Annotated in this window: 18 protein-coding genes and 1 tRNA gene; all 19 read right to left on the reverse strand. The window is 49.7% G+C overall.

What is annotated here, in order from left to right; translation table 11 throughout:
* Positions 1 to 35: 35 nt before the first annotated feature.
* Positions 36 to 350, reverse strand: a complete 315-nt coding sequence (gene nuoK / locus DFR42_RS05895) for an NADH-quinone oxidoreductase subunit NuoK (protein ID WP_110253961.1) — start codon at positions 348 to 350, stop codon at positions 36 to 38.
* Positions 351 to 998: an NADH-quinone oxidoreductase subunit J gene (locus DFR42_RS05900; RefSeq protein ID WP_110253962.1), complete on the reverse strand. Its 648-nt coding sequence runs from the start codon at positions 996 to 998 to the stop codon at positions 351 to 353.
* 16 nt (positions 999 to 1,014) lie between these two features.
* Positions 1,015 to 1,503 (reverse strand): NADH-quinone oxidoreductase subunit NuoI, encoded by a 489-nt coding sequence (nuoI, locus tag DFR42_RS05905; RefSeq protein WP_110253963.1) that lies wholly within the window; start codon positions 1,501 to 1,503, stop codon positions 1,015 to 1,017.
* A 12-nt stretch (positions 1,504 to 1,515) separates the two neighbouring features.
* Positions 1,516 to 2,580, reverse strand: coding sequence for an NADH-quinone oxidoreductase subunit NuoH (gene nuoH / locus DFR42_RS05910; protein ID WP_425450866.1), 1,065 nt, complete (start codon positions 2,578 to 2,580; stop codon positions 1,516 to 1,518).
* Positions 2,580 to 4,886 (reverse strand): NADH-quinone oxidoreductase subunit NuoG, encoded by a 2,307-nt coding sequence (gene nuoG, locus DFR42_RS05915; protein WP_110253965.1) that lies wholly within the window; start codon positions 4,884 to 4,886, stop codon positions 2,580 to 2,582. Before nuoG ends, nuoH begins: the two co-directional genes overlap by 1 nt.
* A 32-nt stretch (positions 4,887 to 4,918) precedes the next feature.
* On the reverse strand, positions 4,919 to 6,214 hold the full coding sequence (gene nuoF / locus DFR42_RS05920) for an NADH-quinone oxidoreductase subunit NuoF (RefSeq protein WP_110253966.1): 1,296 nt from the start codon (positions 6,212 to 6,214) through the stop codon (positions 4,919 to 4,921).
* The gene (gene nuoE, locus DFR42_RS05925) at positions 6,214 to 6,699 is read right to left on the reverse strand and encodes an NADH-quinone oxidoreductase subunit NuoE (protein WP_110253967.1); all 486 of its coding nucleotides are present in this window, start codon (positions 6,697 to 6,699) and stop codon (positions 6,214 to 6,216) included. Before nuoE ends, nuoF begins: the two co-directional genes overlap by 1 nt.
* 37 nt (positions 6,700 to 6,736) lie before the next feature.
* Positions 6,737 to 7,990: an NADH-quinone oxidoreductase subunit D gene (locus DFR42_RS05930; RefSeq protein WP_110253968.1), complete on the reverse strand. Its 1,254-nt coding sequence runs from the start codon at positions 7,988 to 7,990 to the stop codon at positions 6,737 to 6,739.
* Entirely contained in the window at positions 7,990 to 8,586 is a 597-nt protein-coding gene (locus DFR42_RS05935) for an NADH-quinone oxidoreductase subunit C (protein ID WP_110253969.1), read from the reverse strand. The genes DFR42_RS05930 and DFR42_RS05935 overlap by 1 nt, the downstream gene beginning before the upstream one ends.
* Before the next feature lie 29 nt (positions 8,587 to 8,615).
* Positions 8,616 to 9,092, reverse strand: a complete 477-nt coding sequence (locus tag DFR42_RS05940) for a NuoB/complex I 20 kDa subunit family protein (RefSeq protein ID WP_110253970.1) — start codon at positions 9,090 to 9,092, stop codon at positions 8,616 to 8,618.
* A gap of 6 nt (positions 9,093 to 9,098) precedes the next feature.
* Positions 9,099 to 9,458 carry an NADH-quinone oxidoreductase subunit A gene (locus DFR42_RS05945; protein WP_110253971.1) on the reverse strand — a complete coding sequence of 120 codons (360 nt, stop codon included), beginning with the start codon at positions 9,456 to 9,458 and terminating at the stop codon, positions 9,099 to 9,101.
* A gap of 114 nt (positions 9,459 to 9,572) precedes the next feature.
* Positions 9,573 to 9,657 (reverse strand) — tRNA-Leu (locus DFR42_RS05950).
* 85 nt (positions 9,658 to 9,742) lie between these two features.
* On the reverse strand, positions 9,743 to 10,132 hold the full coding sequence (gene secG / locus DFR42_RS05955; protein WP_110253972.1) for a preprotein translocase subunit SecG: 390 nt from the start codon (positions 10,130 to 10,132) through the stop codon (positions 9,743 to 9,745).
* Positions 10,133 to 10,173: 41 nt separating this feature from the next.
* Positions 10,174 to 10,917 (reverse strand): triose-phosphate isomerase, encoded by a 744-nt coding sequence (gene tpiA, locus DFR42_RS05960; RefSeq protein ID WP_110253973.1) that lies wholly within the window; start codon positions 10,915 to 10,917, stop codon positions 10,174 to 10,176.
* 200 nt (positions 10,918 to 11,117) lie between these two features.
* Positions 11,118 to 12,098 carry an NAD(P)H-quinone oxidoreductase gene (locus DFR42_RS05965; protein ID WP_110253974.1) on the reverse strand — a complete coding sequence of 327 codons (981 nt, stop codon included), beginning with the start codon at positions 12,096 to 12,098 and terminating at the stop codon, positions 11,118 to 11,120.
* 125 nt (positions 12,099 to 12,223) lie between these two features.
* Positions 12,224 to 14,371: a polyribonucleotide nucleotidyltransferase gene (gene pnp / locus DFR42_RS05970; RefSeq protein WP_110253975.1), complete on the reverse strand. Its 2,148-nt coding sequence runs from the start codon at positions 14,369 to 14,371 to the stop codon at positions 12,224 to 12,226.
* 225 nt (positions 14,372 to 14,596) lie between these two features.
* Complete coding sequence (rpsO, locus tag DFR42_RS05975; protein WP_110253976.1) at positions 14,597 to 14,866, reverse strand: 30S ribosomal protein S15; 270 nt, start codon at positions 14,864 to 14,866, stop codon at positions 14,597 to 14,599.
* Between the two features lie 131 nt (positions 14,867 to 14,997).
* Positions 14,998 to 16,536 (reverse strand): 2-isopropylmalate synthase, encoded by a 1,539-nt coding sequence (locus DFR42_RS05980; protein WP_110253977.1) that lies wholly within the window; start codon positions 16,534 to 16,536, stop codon positions 14,998 to 15,000.
* A 396-nt stretch (positions 16,537 to 16,932) separates the two neighbouring features.
* Positions 16,933 to 17,796: a CDP-diacylglycerol--serine O-phosphatidyltransferase gene (gene pssA, locus DFR42_RS05985; RefSeq protein WP_110253978.1), complete on the reverse strand. Its 864-nt coding sequence runs from the start codon at positions 17,794 to 17,796 to the stop codon at positions 16,933 to 16,935.
* Positions 17,797 to 18,034: the final 238 nt, after the last annotated feature.

Below are 18,034 nucleotides of genomic sequence, written 5' to 3' on the forward strand. Positions count from 1 at the left end.
GCCGCAGCAGGCGACAATCCGCACCATTAACCTGATTAACCTTTTAATGCATCCAGATCTTCGACATTGATGGTGTCCAGATTACGGAACAAGACCACCAGAATCGCCAGACCCATTGCTGACTCAGCGGCAGCAACGGTAAGTATGAAGAACACAAATACCTGCCCTGCTGCATCACCCAGATAATGGGAGAATGCGATGAAATTGATATTCACAGCCAGCAACATCAATTCAATCGCCATCAGCAAGACGATGATGTTTTTACGGTTGAGGAAAATACCGACGATGGAAATCGCAAACAGAATTGCGCCCAAAATCAGGTAGTGCGTCAAACTTAAAGTCAAAGCCATTTAAGCCTCCGGATTCACATTAGCTGCCGCAGCAGTGGCATTATTCTCAGCGCGTTCGGATTCAGCTTTCATGCTGACGATACGGATACGGTCCTTGGCTTTTACTTTGACGGCAGCAGCCGGATCAAAATATTTACTGTCTTTGCGACGGCGCAAAGTCAGGGCAACCGCAGCGATGATAGCCAGCAGCAAAATAGCTGCAGCAACTTCAAAAGCAAATTGATAATTCGTGAAAATCTCTATACCCAGATACTTGGTATCGCCGATCTTGTCAGCAGCGGCTGGGACATGATTGTCCGGACGTAGGAAACCACGCCACAAGACAGCCGCCATCTCCAATACAATCACGCCACCAACTGCGGCTGCCAATGGGAAATGGCTCCAGAAACCCTCCCTGAGCTTGTCGAGATTAATGTCGAGCATCATCACCACAAACAGGAAGAGCACCATGACTGCACCGACATATACCAGCACCAGCACGATGGCGAGGAACTCAGCTTTCAGCAACAACCAGATACCAGCGGCATTGAAAAAGGTCAGGACCAGAAACAGGGCAGCGTGCACAGGATTACGCGCAGAAATAACCTGGATCGCGGCGATTATCATGATCGCCGAGAAAACATAAAATAAAACAGTAGTAAATTCCATATCGAACCAGATCCAGTTAGCGGTATGTAGCATCAGCGGCACGCGCTGCTGCAATTTGTGTCTCGTAACGATCACCTACGGCCAGCAACATCTCTTTGGTGAAGTACAGATCGCCGCGTTTTTCACCGTGATATTCCAGTACATGGGTTTCCACGATGGAATCAACCGGGCAAGACTCTTCGCAGAAACCACAGAAGATGCACTTGGTCAGGTCGATGTCATAACGGGTCGTGCGACGGCTGCCATCAGCACGCTGATCAGACTCGATCGTGATGGCCATTGCCGGGCAGACTGCTTCACACAACTTACAGGCGATGCAACGCTCTTCTCCGTTCGGGTAACGGCGTAATGCGTGCAGACCACGGAAACGTGGAGACTGCGGTGTTTTTTCCTCAGGAAATTGCACCGTGATCTTGCGGGCGAACATATAGCGGCCTGTCAGAGCCAGGCCCTTGATCAGTTCGCGCAGCATCAGGCTGCCAAAAAAATCCTTGATTGCTTCCATTTTTTTAGCCTCTTACTTCCAAATATTCCATGGAGTTTGTATCCATGCTGCGACGATAACCAGATACACCAAAGTCAGCGGGATAAATACTTTCCAGCCCAGACGCATGATCTGATCATAGCGATAGCGTGGGAAAGATGCGCGTGCCCAGATAAACATGGAAACCACAACAAAAGTCTTGATACCGAGCCAGATCCAGCCAGGAATGAAATCCAGAAAACTGAACGGTGCAGACCAGCCGCCGAGGAACATCAGAGATGCCATGGCAGAGATCAAAATCATGTTGGCATATTCAGCCAGGAAGAACATGGCGAAAGACATACCGGAGTATTCAACCATGTGACCGGCAACGATCTCTGATTCACCCTCAACCACGTCAAATGGGTGACGGTTGGTTTCAGCAATACCGGAAATCACATACACCACGAACATCGGCAACAGCGGCAACCAGTTCCAGGAGAACAGATTAAAACCATAGCTGGCAGCAATACCTTTGGTCTGGGCATTGACGATATCAGTCATATTCAGGCTGCCAGATACCATCAGGACGATAACCAGTACGAAGCCCATGGCGATTTCATAGGACACCATCTGTGCAGATGCACGCATGGCACCAAGAAAAGCATACTTGGAGTTGGATGCCCAGCCAGCGATGATGATGCCGTAGACTTCCATCGAGGTGATAGCCATGATCAACAGCAAACCGGCATTGACATTAGCCAATACAGTTTCAGGACCAAAAGGAATCACCGACCAGGCAGCCAGTGCAGGCATGATAGTCATGATAGGTGCCAGCACAAACAAGACTTTATTGGCCTTGGCCGGGATGACGATTTCCTTGAGCAGCAGTTTCAGCGCATCAGCGATAGGCTGCAGTAAACCAGCAGGACCTACGCGGTTAGGGCCAAGACGAATGTGCATCCAGCCTATCATCTTGCGTTCCCACAAAGTCAGATAGGCTACACAGCCCATGACTGGCAACGTGATACAGACAATCTTGATCAAGGTCCACAAAGGCAGCCACAAGGCACCAAGGTAGTGCTGACCCAGTTCATGGATAGAGAGCAGCAAATTCATTATGCACGCTCCAGTTTGATCGCGCCGAACATGCCATCCAGATTACTTGTCAGGCTATGGCCTGCAGCAATCCTGACTACATTATCAGGCAAGGATTTATCGATTCCAACAGGGATCAGGGTAGAACCTGTCTTGCTCAATCTCACCATATCACCTTCGGCAATACCCAGTTTGCTGGCGTCAGCAGAGCTGATCCATGCTTGTGGTGCACGCGCATCTGCTGTCAGTTGCAGTGATTCTGCGCGACGAACGATAGCGTCTGTGCTGTAAATACCAACATCAGCAATACGTTCCATACCAGCTGCAGCGCTGGCAGGAACTGCCGGAGCCAGCTTGGCCAGGTTAGTCAATTGCGTAGTCAGGTCTGCTTGCGTCAATACTGTTGCGCGCACTGCTTCTGCTGTTTCAAAATCAAAGTTCTCCAGACCCAGCAAATTGCCAAGTACACGCAAGACTTTCCATGCGGGACGTGTATCGCCCAGGGGCTTGACCACACCGTGGAAACTTTGTGCACGGCCTTCGCAGTTCACGAAAGTACCGGAAGTTTCTGTGTATGGAGAAACTGGCAGCAAGACGTCAGCATATTCAGCACCGTGCTTGAATGGTGACATAACGACGACCATTTCAGCATTATCCAAAGCTGCCTTGGCTTGCACAGGATGCGCGCTGTCAAGCAAAGGCTCGGCGTGCAAAACGATATAAGCTTTTTTGGCTTCAGTGAATACTGGCTTGGCATTATTGGCAGGGATGGCATTTGCCAGGTAACCGCCAACTGTATTTGCTGCTTCTGTCAGATAACCAAATTCTGTCCCTGCGTTTTCAGCTATCCATTGTGCCAGCGCATGCAATTGCGATGCCTGTGGATGGTAAGACGCTGTATTGCCCAGGAATACGCCAGCATTACCAGCCAGCAGATTTGCCGCAATCGCTTCTGCTTTGGCAGATGCTTGCACAGCTTCAAAACCAGCAGGTTTGGCGATTTCTTTTTTAGCTGCGATAGCAACTGCAACTTCAGCCAGGAATGCTGTCCACAGTGATGGAGCTACTACTGCATTATTTGCCAGTTTGATAAGCAATTCATCATTGGTCGCGTGCAGTATGCTGAGCTTGGCACCCATTTTTACTGATTGACGCAGACGTGCCGCCAGCAAAGGATGATCCTTACGCAGGAAAGAACCGATCACGAAAACGTTTTTCAACTGACCAAATCTGGCGATGCTGGTACCCAGCCAAGGTTTGACAGAAGAATCCAGAGCAAAGTCAGACTGACGCAGGCGGAAGTCAATGTTGTCCGAACCCAGGCCACGCACAACACGTTGCAGCAATGTCAGCTCTTCCAGTGTAGAACTAGGTGCAGCAACCGCAGCGATGGCATCAGCGCCATGTTCATGTTTGACGTTACGCAGACCATGCGCAACATATTCGAGCGCTGTCTGCCAGTCAGTTTCCTGCCATTGTCCGCCCTGCTTGATCATGGGCTTGGTCAGGCGTTCTGTGCTGTTGAGTGCTTCGTAAGAGAAACGGTCTTTATCAGAAATCCAGCATTCATTGATTTCTTCGTTTTCCAGAGGCACGACGCGCATGACCTTATGGTTCTTGACCTGAACGATCAGGTTGGAACCCAGGCCATCATGGGCGCTGACCGATTTACGGCGTGACAATTCCCAGGTACGGGCAGAGTAACGGAAAGGCTTGGATGTCAGTGCGCCAACTGGGCACAGATCGATCATATTGCCTGACAATTCAGAATCAACCGTTTTACCGACGAAGGAAGTGATTTCAGAATGTTCGCCACGGTTGAGCATGCCCAGTTCCATGACGCCAGCGATTTCCTGACCGAAACGAACACAACGCGTACAGTGTATGCAGCGGCTCATTTCTTCCATGGACACCAGAGGACCTACGTCCTTGTGGAATACCACGCGTTTTTCTTCATCGTAACGGGATGCAGTGCCACCATAACCAACGGCCAAATCCTGCAATTGGCATTCACCGCCCTGATCGCAGATAGGGCAATCCAGCGGGTGATTAATGAGCAGGAATTCCATCACTGCTTTTTGTGCTTTTACTGCCTTGTCGCTGGAAGAACGGACGATCATGCCCGCTGTCACAGGTGTGGCGCAGGCAGGCAAAGGCTTCGGTGCTTTTTCAACCTCGACCAGACACATGCGGCAGTTAGCCGCAATAGATAATTTTTTGTGATAGCAAAAGTGCGGGATGTAGGTGCCAAGCTTATTGGCAGCGTCCATCACCATACTGCCCTCTTGGACTTCGACTTTTTTGCCGTCTATTTCGATTTCAACCATGGTCTACTCTAAGTGTGCTAACCGAAGCTGGCTTACATGTAAGTGGGCACCAAGCAATGCTTATGCTCGATGTGATATTCAAATTCTTCGCGGAAATTCTTGATCATTGCGCGTACTGGCATCGCTGCTGCATCGCCCAGAGCGCAAATCGTTTTGCCCTGGATATTGTCAGCAATAGAGTTCAGCATATCCAGATCATCCGGACGGCCATGACCATGTTCTATCCTGTGCACCATGCGATACAACCAGCCGGTACCTTCACGGCAAGGTGTGCACTGACCACAGGATTCTTCAAAATAGAAATAAGACAGACGCAACAGTGACTTGACCATGCAGCGTGTTTCATCCATGACGATGACAGCACCAGAACCCAGCATGGAGCCCGCCTTGGCAATGGAGTCATAATCCATGTCGGTCGCCATCATCACATCGCCAGTCAATACCGGCATGGAAGAACCACCAGGGATAACTGCCTTGATCTTTTTACCGTCACGCATGCCGCCTGCCAGTTCCAGCAAGGTGGCAAACGGTGTGCCCATAGGCACTTCATAATTGCCTGGTTTTGCTACGTCACCAGACATGGAGAAAATCTTGGTGCCGCCATTATTTGGCTTACCCAAGGCAGCGTATTTTTCACCGCCCATGGCAAACACGAAAGGCACAGCAGCAAATGTCTCTGTGTTATTGATCGTGGTTGGCTTGCCGTACAAACCAAAGCTGGCCGGGAAAGGCGGCTTGAAGCGTGGCTGCCCTTTCTTGCCTTCCAGCGATTCCAGCAAGGCTGTTTCTTCGCCACAGATGTACGCGCCGTAGCCATGGAAAGCATGCAACTGAAAGTTGAAGTCAGAGCCAGCAATCTTGTCGCCCAGCATATTGGCTGCACGTGCTTCTTCCAGCGCTTCTTCGAAACGGTCGTAGTCAGCAAAAATTTCGCCGTGGATGTAGTTGTAACCTACCGTGATGCCCATGGCGTAAGCGCCTATGGCCATACCTTCGATCAGGGCATGCGGGTTATAACGAATGATGTCACGGTCCTTGAATGTACCAGGCTCGCCCTCATCTGTATTACATACCAGATATTTTTGACCAGGGAATTGACGCGGCATGAAGCTCCACTTCAAACCAGTAGGAAAACCCGCACCACCGCGGCCACGCAATGAAGAAGCCTTCAACTCAGCAATGACTTGCTCAGGAGGGATTTTCTCATTGAGGATACGCTTCAGGGATTCATAGCCACCGCGTGCTACGTAATCTTGCAGATGCCAGTTTTTACCATCCAGGCCAGCCAATATTAAAGGCTTAATATGGCGATTATGCAGACTCGTCATTATTTAACCTCTTTCAATTCATTGACCAGACCGTCAATTTTGTCATTCGACATAAAACTGCACATGCGTTTGTTATTGACCAGCATCACAGGCGCATCACCGCAGGCACCCATGCACTCGCCTTCAACCAGGGTAAATTGGCCGTCAGCGGTAGTTTCTCTGTAATCGATACCGAGTTTTTGCTTCAGGTGATGTGCTGCACGCTCACCACCAGACAAGGCGCAAGGCAGATTGGTACAGACCGAAATCTTGAACTTGCCCACCGGCTTGGTGTTGTACATATTGTAGAAAGTCGCCACTTCCTGTACTGCTACTGCCGGCATGCCGATGTAGTCAGCCAGAGTCTGCATGACTTCCGGGGATACCCAGCCAGTTTCATCCTGGGCAATAGCCAATGCGGCCATCACAGCGGACTGGCGCTGGTCAGCCGGGAACTTTGCAAGTTCACGATCAATTTTTTTAAATGCCTGCTCTGATAACACCATAGCTAATGCCTCGATTCGACGTCCTCAGGACGCCGCTTTATCTGTCAATCTCACCAAACACAATATCCTGAGTACCGATGATCGTTACTGCATCAGCAATCATGTGACCTTTTGCCATTTCATCCAAACCCTGCAAGTGCGCGAAACCTGGCGCACGGATTTTCAGACGATAAGGCTTGTTAGCACCATCGGACATCAAGTAAATACCAAACTCGCCTTTCGGATGCTCCACTGCGGCATACGCTTCACCAGCAGGAACATGGAAACCTTCGGTGAACAGTTTGAAGTGATGGATGAGTTCTTCCATGTTCGACTTCATGTTCACGCGATGTGGCGGCGCAACCTTGTGGTTATCAGTAATCACCGGACCCTGGTTGTTTCTCAGCCACTCTACGCATTGTTTGATGATGCGGTTGGACTGGCGCATTTCTTCCACGCGCACCAGGTAACGGTCATAACTGTCGCCATTGACGCCAACTGGAATATCAAAATCCAGCAAGTCGTAGACCTCGTACGGCTGCTTCTTGCGCAAATCCCATTCGATACCGGAACCACGCAACATAGGTCCACTAAAGCCCATGGCCATGGCACGCTCAGGTGACACTACGCCAATACCAACCAGACGCTGTTTCCAGATACGGTTGTCGGTCAACAGTGTTTCGTATTCGTCGACATATTTCGGGAAACGGTTAGTGAAGTCTTCAATGAAATCCAGCAGGGAACCCTGACGATTTTCATTCAGCAACTTCATCGCTTTTTCATTTTTCAAAGCAGATGTTGTGAATTGCGGCATTTGATCCGGCAAATCACGATACACACCGCCCGGGCGATAGTAAGCAGCATGCAAACGTGCACCTGAGACTGCTTCATAGCAATCCATCAGATCTTCACGTTCGCGGAATGCGTACAGGAACACCGCCATCGCACCCACGTCCAGCGCATGCGCGCCTATCCACAGCAAGTGGTTCAACAGACGCGTGATTTCATCAAACATGACGCGAATATATTGCGCACGCAAAGGCACTTCCAGGCCCAGCATCTTTTCTATGGCCATGACATAAGCATGCTCATTGGCCATCATGGATACATAGTCCAGGCGATCCATGTAAGGCACGGATTGCAGGAAAGTTTTTTGCTCAGCCAGTTTTTCAGTCGCGCGATGCAAGAGACCAATGTGCGGGTCAGCACGTTGTATCACTTCACCGTCAAGCTCCAGCACCAGGCGCAGTACACCGTGCGCAGCAGGATGCTGAGGACCAAAGTTCAGGGTGTAATTCTTAATCTCAGCCATTATTTCATCCCGTAATTTTCTTCACGAATCACACGCGGCACATTTTCGCGCGGTTCTATCGTGACAGGCTGGTAAACAACGCGCTTTTGATCTGCGTCGTAACGCATTTCAACATAGCCGGAAACTGGAAAGTCTTTACGGAATGGATGACCGATAAAACCATAGTCAGTCAAAATACGACGCAAGTCATTGTGACCATCAAACAGGATACCGAGCAAGTCGAACGCCTCACGCTCATACCAGTTGGCAGCATTCCAGATATCGATCAGCGATGGCACGACCGGCATTTCATCATCCGGCGCAAACACGCGCACACGCAAACGCCAGTTATGCTTGATCGACAGCAGATGTGAAACAGCGGCAAAACGCGCACCTTCCCACAAGCCATCACCATAGGCAGAATAATCGACACCACACAGGTCGATCAATTCTTCGAAGCTGGTTTCTGCATGATCACGCAAAGTGCGCATCACATCCAGATAAGCAGTTGCAGAAACCACGATAGTGATTTCACCCAGCGCATTCTTCAAGTCCAGAATACGCTCACCCAAGACATTTCTTACTGCCGCCTCAAGGTTTTCCAGTTTGGTAGTCATAATTTATTATTGCCCCAGCGATCGCGCGATTAACGAGCAATGGTATTGGTACGTTTAATCTTGTTTTGCAACTGTATGATGCCGTACATCAGTGCTTCAGCAGTTGGCGGGCAACCTGGCACATAAATATCAACTGGCACAATACGATCGCAACCACGTACTACGGAATACGAATAATGGTAGTAACCACCACCATTGGCGCAAGAACCCATGGAGATAACCCAGCGTGGCTCGGCCATCTGGTCATATACCTTACGCAGCGCAGGAGCCATCTTGTTGCACAATGTACCGGCAACGATCATGACGTCAGACTGACGCGGAGAAGGACGAAACACCACACCAAAGCGATCCAGATCGTAGCGGGATGCACCAGCATGCATCATCTCTACCGCGCAGCAGGCCAGACCAAAAGTCATTGGCCACATGGAGCCGGTACGGGTCCAGTTGATCAGCTTATCGGCTGTTGTCGTAACAAAGCCTTCGTTCAATACACCTTCAATTGACATAATCCATCACTCCCAATCCAGAGCGCCTTTTTTCCAGATGTACCAAAATCCAACGCCGAACTCGAGCACGAAGCCGAGCATAATCAGAAAACCTGTCCAGCCCAGATCACGCATTGCAACGCCCCACGGGAAGAAGAATGCCGTTTCCAGATCGAACAAAATAAACAGAATCGCCACCAGGTAATAACGCACGTCAAACTTCATACGCGCATCCTCAAATGCCTCAAAACCGCATTCGTAAGCAGAATTTTTTTGTGAATCTGGTTTATAGGGAGCAAGAACACGCCCCAGAATTTGCGGCACCACACCAACGGCGATACCAACCAGAATAAAGAGAAGAACTGGGAAATAATTTTCGAGGTTCACGTTAGGCTACCTGTAATTGAATGCCAGATTGAAGCAAGTCATTTCTTAAGATCAAACCGCAAGAAAAGACTGCTTCCTCGACCGGGCCAGCAAAGAAAACTGGCCTTATTTTTTTGGTGCCGACGACGAGACTCGAACTCGTACAGCTTTCGCCACTACCCCCTCAAGATAGCGTGTCTACCAATTTCACCACGTCGGCTTAAGCCCAGCATTCTACTATGTATAGCCTCATTGTTCAACGCGCAATTGCAGCAATTCAACGTTTTTTGCTGAGCAAGATCAAATTATTTTGGAATCTGACCCGATTGACCAGCAGATGAAGCAGGCGCAGGCGCTGCAGTGACTGCCGGAGCAGATGCTGGCGCACTGGCCGCTGCATTAGTCGCAGGCTGAACTACCGTTACGCCTTCCATCACGCCACCAGACGGCTTGCGCGCACCAGTGCTGAACACAGCCAGGCCCAAAGTTGCAGCAAAAAATATCGCGGCAGCTATCCCCGTTGCCTTGGACATGAAATTGGAGGAACCAGTTGCACCAAACAAACTACCAGAGGCACCAGAACCAAAAGAGGCCCCCATGTCAGCACCTTTACCGTGCTGCAACAAAACCAGACCAATAATTGCCAATGCAGACAAAATCTGAACAACAATGACCAACGTATGTAAAGTTTGCATTCAAAACATCCAAGTAAAAATTAAGTACTACAATAAATCAATTAACTGGCAGCGATAATTACAAGAAAATCTTGCGATTTCAGTGCAGCCCCACCAATCAAACCACCATCAATATCGGGCATTGCCAACAACTCTTTGGCATTTTCCGGCTTCATGCTACCACCATACAAAATCTGTACTTTTTCTGCGACACCAGCATCACGAACAGCCACTTGCTGACGCAGGAAATGATGCACTTCCTGCGCCATTTCAGGAGTTGCCGTTTTACCCGTACCTATAGCCCAGACAGGCTCATAGGCAATCACCAGGCCATCCAGACTATCCAGCACATCGAGCACAGCATTCAATTGCGCCGCCACAACTGCATTAGTCTGACCGCTTTCGCGCTGCTCCAGAGTCTCACCCACACAGACGATGGGCAATACACCATGCTTCAACAATTGCTGCGCCTTGTGCGCTACCAGCTCATTTGTTTCAGCATGATAAGCACGGCGCTCGGAATGTCCGACAATCGCATATTTACATGCGCAATCCTGCAACATGGAAGCAGAAATTTCACCGGTGTAAGCACCATGCACATGCACAGATACATCTTGCGCACCCCATGAAACAGCTGTACCACCCAGCATTTCAGCGCATTGCGCGAAATACGGAGCAGGAGGACAAACCAGCACATCACACTGCAAACTGACAGGCAAACCCGCCTTGATTTCAGACAACAACGAACGGTTGGCAGCAAAACTACCATTCATTTTCCAGTTACCGGCTATTAAGGTGCGTCGCATAGTGAGCCAAAATATAAATAACCGTCTATTGTAGCCTTCGCGGCAGACAGGGTCAAACCAGCAAGACCAGTTTTACATGAAGATTTGCCTCAAAGACATAATTACATCAGATATATGATCAATATAGCATCATAAAATGCCATCACGCCAGCCATCAACCAACCATCCGCAAAACCCAAGTGCGAGACGAAACTGCAAGCCTAATCCAGTGTTAGCATGATTTTACCTATATGCAAACCCTCTTCCATCATGGCATGGGCTTGCACAGCCTGCTCCAGCGGGAAAGTTTGATGTATCACTGGCACTATTTGCCTCGTCGTCAGTAAAGGCCAGACACGCTCCTGCAATTCAGCAGCAATTTTTTCCTTGAAAGCGACAGAACGGGGCCGTAAAGTCGACCCGGTCACAGTCAGACGCCTGCGCAAGACCTGCCCCAGATCAAGCTCAGCCGAATTTCCACCAAGCAGGGCAATAATGGCCAGCCTGCCATCATCCGCCAGACAATTGATTTCTTTTGGCACATAAGAGCCAGCAACCATGTCCAGGATGACATCGACGCCCTTGCCTGCCGTCAATTCCTTGACGACTTCGACGAAATTTTCAGTCTTGTAATTAATACCGCGCTCAGCACCCAGCTTTTCGGTCGCCCGGCATTTTTCATCCGATCCAGCCGTAGCAAAAACCCTGTGCCCCAATGCCCGGGCAATCTGGATTGCTGCCACACCTATGCCTGAAGTACCACCCTGCACCAGAAAACTTTCGCCAGGCGACAAATGCGCACGCTGGAATACATTACTCCAGACCGTAAAATAGGTTTCCGGCAATGAGGCCGCCTCTATCATGGACAAGCCTTCTGGCGCCTTCAGGCACTGACCCGCAGGTGCCATGCAATACTCAGCATACCCGCCACCTTGCACCAGTGCACAAACACGGTCACCCAGCGCAAATCCACTACCTTGCACATCACCACCAACCACCTCACCAGCCACTTCCAATCCGGGCAAATCAGAAGCACCTGGCGGCACAGGGTAAAACCCCAGGCGCTGCAAAACATCAGGCCGATTCACGCCAGCCGCTGCAACCTTGATTAATAGTTCTCCCTTGCCGGATACTGGCACGGGCCTGCTGCAAATTTGCAAGACTTCAGGTTTGCCATATTGGGTAATTTCAATTGCGCGCATTTCAGTTTTCATCTTCAGCCTTTGTAGGGATCCAGCGATACAGTACGCAATTGTAAGCCAATAAAAAAACGCCCGTACGAGACGGGCGTTTTCAACTCTGAAAGGCCCGGAGACCTTAGAATTTATTACTGCTGTTGCTGCTGCTGTTGTTGAGGCTGAGCTTGCGCCTCAGATTCAGAAGCAGCTGCTTTCATCGACAACTTGAAGCGACCACGGTCATCAGTTTCCAGCACTTTAACGCGTACTTGCTGGCCTTCTTTGAGGTAGTCAGCAACCGCATTCACGCGCTCATTGGCGATCTGGCTGATGTGCAGCAAACCGTCTTTACCTGGCATGATTTGCACGATCGCGCCGAAGTCCAGCAACTTCAATACTGTACCTTCGTAGATTTTGCCGACTTCAACTTCTGCAGTCAGCTCTTCGATACGGCGTTTGGCTTCCTGGCCAGCTGCGGCATCAACAGAAGCGATAGTCACTACACCTTCATCGCTGATGTCGATTTGTGTACCAGTTTCTTCTGTCAGAGCACGGATCACTGCACCACCCTTACCGATCACATCACGGATTTTTTCAGGGTTGATCTTGATCGTGATCAGGCGTGGAGCGAAGTCCGACAATTCGGTTTTACCGACAGGTACTGCCTCTTGCATTTTACCCAGGATATGGATACGGCCTTCTTTGGCTTGCGCCAGAGCGACTTGCATGATTTCTTTAGTGATACCCTGGATTTTGATATCCATTTGCAGGGCAGTAATGCCTTCTGCAGTACCAGCTACTTTAAAGTCCATGTCGCCAAGGTGATCTTCATCACCGAGGATATCTGTCAGAACAGCAAACTTGTTGCCATCTTTGATCAGGCCCATGGCGATACCGGCAACGTGTGCTTTCATAGGCACGCCAGCATCCATCAACGCCAGACAGCCGCCGCAGACGGAAGCCATGGAGGAAGAGCCATTGGATTCAGTAATTTCAGACACCAGACGAACGGAGTAGCTGAAATCCTCTGGATCAGGCAGGGCAGCTTGCAATGCACGCTTAGCCAGACGGCCATGACCGATTTCACGACGCTTAGGTGTGCCAACACGGCCAGTTTCGCCAGTAGCAAACGGAGGCATGTTGTAATGCAGCATGAAGCGGTCAGAGTATTCACCCATCAGCGCATCAATTTTTTGCTCGTCACGGGCAGTACCCAGAGTAGCAATCACCAAAGCCTGAGTTTCACCACGGGTGAACAGGGCCGTACCATGCGTACGTGGCAAAACGCCAGTGCGGATAGTGATAGGACGCACAGTGCGTGTATCACGGCCATCAATACGTGGCTCGCCTTCCAGGATTTGGGAACGAACGATTTTCGCTTCCAGATCAAACAGGATATTGCCAACTTCAGATGAATCAGGAGCAGCTTCGCCTTTGGCAGCAGCTTGCTCAGCCAGTGCTGCAGCAACTGTAGACGTTGCCGCCTTCAATTGTTCAGTACGTGCTTGTTTTTCTTTGGTTTGATAGGCAGTGCGCAACAGAGGCTCTGCCACTGCTGTCACAGCAGCGATCAGCGGTTCATTTTTTGCAGCAGGCGCCCATTGCACTTCTGGCTTGCCACCGTCGCGTACCAGATCATGGATAGCATCGATCACAGCCTTCATTTGCGTGTGGCCGTAAACAACCGCACCCAGCATGATTTCTTCAGACAATTGCTGCGCTTCAGACTCAACCATTAACACGGCTTGCTCAGTACCAGCAACAACCAGATCCAGCTTGGATTGCTTCAGTTGAGTTGCTGTTGGGTTCAATACATATTGCCCCTCAATATAACCAACTCTTGCCGCACCAACCGGACCGCTGAATGGGATACCAGCAACAGAGATCGCAGCAGAAGCACCGATCATCGCAGCGATATCAGGATCGATTTCTGGATTGACGGACAATACATGGATGATGACCTGAACTTCGTTCAGATAACCTTCTGGGAACAGCGGGCGGATAGGGCGATCGATCAAACGGGAAGTCAGTGTTTCTTTTTCTGATGGACGACCTTCACGCTTGAAGAAACCGCCAGGAATACGACCGGCAGCGTAAGTTTTTTCCATGTAATCCACGGTCAGGGGAAAGAAATCCTGACCTGGTTTTGCATCTTTCTTGGCGACCACGGTTGCCAGTACAACGGTATCTTCTATGGATACCAGGACTGCACCCGATGCCTGGCGAGCGATTTCGCCGGTTTCCAGTGTTACCTGGTGCTGACCATATTGGAAGGTTTTAGTAATTTTATTAAACACAATGTGTCCTTTCTATTTGCCGACAGATTTTCAGGCGCTGTCGTTCACCTCACCGCGAGCAACCCGCCTGGATTGCTTTTTGCCTGTTTTTTAATATGGGTATCAAAAACCGGGCTAAAACTGGATAAAACTAGATGAAACCAAAACTCTAGATGGACAAAAAGCCTGCGACAGTTAAATGACGCAGGCTTTTTGCTACAAATCTTTTGCTAAATTCAGCAAGAATTACTTACGCAAGCCGAGTTTTTCGATCAGTGAGCGATAGCGATTCAAGTCTTTACCTTTCAGGTAAGACAACAGACTCTTACGACGGTTAACCATCATGATCAAACCACGACGTGAGTGGTGATCTTTAGAGTGTGCTTTGAAGTGACCATTCAGATCATTGATACGTGCAGTCAACAGAGCAACTTGCACTTCAGGAGAGCCTGTGTCGTTTTGACCACGGGCATTGTCCGCTACGATAGCGGCTTTTGCATTTTTTTCGATAGACATGATTTTCCTTAACATGCGATAACAATAGTCATATTAACTATACAAACCATCATTATCGTGACATAACAATTCCGCCGGAATGGCAGAACGCGTGACTATAACACCGTTTTTAACCAGAATCAAATCCCGGATTAAATCTGTGGATTCAGCTTTTCTGTTTTTGATTGCAATTTATTCAATGCAGACAAATAAGCTTTCGCCGAAGCAACAACGATATCAGGGTCAGCCCCAACACCATTGACGATACGGCCAGCTTTGGACAAGCGCATGGTGACCTCACCCTGCGACTGCGTACCAGTGGTAATCGCATTCACCGAGAACAGTAACAGCTCTGCCCCACTCTGCACCTTGGAATCGATAGCATTCACGATGGCATCTACCGGGCCATTGCCATTTCCTTCACAAGCAACCTCTTTGCCTTCAGAAGTAAATACGACTTTGGCATACGGCAACTCACCTGTTTCCGAACGCTGGGACAAGGATACATAATGGAAGGCATCATTGTTATGCGCATATTCCTCATCAGAAACCAGAGCCAGAATATCTTCATCGAAGATTTCAGACTTACGGTCGGCCAGTTCCTTGAAGCGGGCAAAGGCGGCATTGACTTCGGTTTCCGACTCCAGTGAGATACCCAATTCTTCCAGACGTTGCTTGAAGGCGTTGCGGCCAGACAGTTTGCCCAGGACCAGCTTGTTGGCACTCCAGCCTACGTCTTCTGCACGCATGATTTCGTAGGTATCACGCGCTTTCAAAATGCCATCCTGATGGATGCCGGACGCATGTGCAAAAGCATTCGCACCGACAACTGCTTTATTCGGTTGCACAGCAAAACCAGTGATTTGCGACACCAGCTTGGATGCAGGCACGATCTGACTGATGTCGATACCGAGTTGCAAATCAAAATAATCCTTGCGAGTACGCACGGCCATGACAATTTCTTCGAGCGCCGTATTACCAGCACGCTCGCCCAGGCCATTGATGGTGCATTCAATCTGACGTGCGCCACCTATCATGACGCCAGCCAGGGAGTTGGCAACCGCCATGCCCAGGTCATTATGGCAGTGCACAGACCAGACGGCCTTGTCGGAATTGGGGATGCGCTCACGCAAGGACTTCAACATATTGCCGTACAGCTCAGGCACGGCATAGCCGACGGTGTCAGCAAAATTGATCGTCGTCGCACCTTCTTTAATAACGGCTTCCAGCACGCGACACAGAAAATCCATATCTGAGCGGCTGCCGTCTTCAGGGCTGAACTCCACATCATCAGTAAAATTGCGTGCATAGCGCACGGCCTGTATGGCTTGCTCCAATACCTGGTCTGGCGTCATGCGCAATTTCTTTTCCATGTGCAGAGGAGAAGTTGCGATGAAGGTATGAATACGCTTGCGTTGCGCGGCTTGCAAGGCTTCTGCTGCGCGGGCGATGTCGCGGTCATTGGCGCGCGACAAAGAGCAGATCGTCGAATCCTTGATGATGGAAGCAATTGCCTTGATGGACTCAAAATCACCTGGCGAAGCTGCAGCAAAACCAGCCTCAATCACATCGACTTTCATTCTTTCCAGTTGCTTGGCAATACGGATTTTTTCATCCTTGGTCATGGATGCACCAGGGGATTGCTCGCCATCGCGCAAGGTTGTGTCAAATATGATGAGTTTGTCGGCCATGTTATTACTCCTGATATAAATTTAAGTCTGAAATGTTGTAGATGTAAAACTGCAAACTGTGAATATTCTTTGGCCTACCCTTGCAAGACGCACATGGGTGGCGAGACTACTCGAATTGTGGATATAGGGGGATTTAGCGCGTGAACGCTAGTAGAGATGCCAGCAATAGCGATAGCAGACCAGACAGGCCTGCTGTAATGTTTTTTGCTATTGATGTAGATGCGGAGTTCATGCCAAAGACTATAAGCGCAAAGGCGAAAAAGTGCAAGAATTTATAGCAGGAAAATCCTGCTTTTCTCAGGCAGAAAAGCAAAAAAGCCGCAATACATTTTCCGTATTGCGGCTTTTCTTGAAAAACACCGAATTTAATCTGGCAGCGCGAGTTTTGATGCCAATTTATTTTTCATCGTGATGATGATCATCAACACTGGTCTGCACGATGCTGACCGGCCTGCCCTTGCGCCAGCGCCACAGCAAAACGACGTAGCCAGACAAGCCATACAGGACGAACAAGCCAAACAAAACCTTGGGTGGATCACTGACTACCGCAACATAGGCCAGCACAATAAGGAAAGGCGCGATGAATGGTACAGACTTACGCAGGTTCACGTCCTTGAAACTATAGAAAGGCACATTGGTCACCATCGTCAAACCTGCAAACAAGGTAATGCTCCAGGTACTCCAGCTCAAGTCACGCCCGAGGAAATGCAGATCTTCCATCAGCAATACAAAGCCCGCAACCAAAGCAGCGGCCGCAGGACTGGGCAAGCCCTGGAAATAACGCTTGTCGACCACACCAATATTGGTATTGAAGCGAGCCAGGCGCAAAGCAGCACCGGCACAATAGACGAAGGCAGCCAGCCAGCCCAGCTTGCCCATGCCCTTCAACGACCATTCATAAGCCACCAGTGCCGGAGCGGCACCAAAGGAAATCATGTCTGACAAACTATCGTATTGCGCCCCAAACTCACTCTGGGTATTGGTCATGCGGGCGACGCGACCGTCCAGACTATCCAGCACCATGGCCGCGAAAATCGCCAGGGCCGACCGGTCAAAACGTTGATCCATTGCCATGACAATCGCATAAAAACCGCAAAACAAGGCGGCAGTCGTAAATGCGTTCGGCAATAAATAAATGCCGCGCCGCCTCTTGGGAGCGACCTCAGTAGCAACAACTTCAGCAGACTGTTGCGTTTTGCGTATACCCTTGGGGAAAAGCTTGAAACTACCCTTGGGCTTGCGTCGATTAGGTGTGGACATGCGGTTATTTCGTAGAAACTTGCCCGGCAATGCCAGACAATAGAAATCAAAAGTGTGGGAAGTATAACCGTGATTATTGACTGCGAAAACAATTCGCACACTTGAATGACATGTTCGTGACAGCAAAAGGTGGCCTGACAACAGCCACAAAACAAAAATCGCCCTTGCGGACGATTTTTGTTTTAGCACCACCTGCACCAACCAGCGCACGCCGGATGATGCCCGGCGATCTTAAAAA

This window comes from Undibacterium pigrum (assembly GCF_003201815.1).
GTDB lineage: Bacteria > Pseudomonadota > Gammaproteobacteria > Burkholderiales > Burkholderiaceae_D > Undibacterium > Undibacterium pigrum.